Genomic DNA, 558 nt, shown 5'->3' on the forward strand with positions numbered 1-558 from the left:
TCAGAAATCCTTCAACTGGCTTGCGTGACCTGCGAAAACGCTAACTACCCGGCCTTGGGCCTTGTCCCCGAAGGGTGGACACCTGTTCGTGTCGTTATGCGGCAAGTGTCAGGGTAGCTGACTGCTGCTCGTAGGTGATCGGTGCCTGCTGTCCGTTCGCCGAGTGCCGTCGGCGGGTGTTGTAGCGCGGGCACTGTCAACTTTGACGGAATGCCAGATGATCAACAAGGCATTCCCGGACCGAGGCCTGACTGTAACGCGTCAATCCAGCGCTTCGCCCGCAGATTCGAAGGCGGAAATCACCGATCTCCTTCTTGATCATCTGACATTCCGTCAAAGTTGACAGTGCCGCCCCAGGCGATGACGCGGTGGGGGCTGTTCGAGACCGCACCCGAGCACGCGCGCCGCAAGGCACTGGCCTGGCAGCGCCACATCCGCGAGGTGGAGTCCGGCCTCCCCGACGGGCCCGGCACCGACGGGGTGCCCCGGCCGCCGTGAGCGAGGCGTTCAACAGCGTGCTCAAGGTCGAGTACGTCCACCGGCACACCTTCCGCACCC

General features: G+C 63.4%; 2 protein-coding genes. Both read left to right on the top strand.

The genetic code is table 11. The features are described 5' to 3' along the window. Window positions 1-360 precede the first annotated feature (360 nt). Window positions 361-498, top strand: a complete 138-nt coding sequence (locus F3T56_RS46805; RefSeq protein WP_172639481.1) for a hypothetical protein — start codon at window positions 361-363, stop codon at window positions 496-498. Further along, window positions 495-558: hypothetical protein (locus F3T56_RS50430; protein ID WP_425473752.1), on the top strand; the 64-nt coding region annotated here is incomplete at its 3' end. The genes F3T56_RS46805 and F3T56_RS50430, both read left to right, overlap by 4 nt.

The organism is Streptomyces tailanensis (assembly GCF_008386495.1).
In the GTDB taxonomy this organism is placed as follows: domain Bacteria; phylum Actinomycetota; class Actinomycetes; order Streptomycetales; family Streptomycetaceae; genus Streptomyces; species Streptomyces tailanensis.

What these genes read in the sequence shown, in the direction of transcription:
- F3T56_RS46805 (WP_172639481.1), top strand. Translation starts at nt 361, where the DNA reads ATGACGCGGTGGGGGCTGTTCGAGACCGCACCCGAGCACGCGCGCCGC.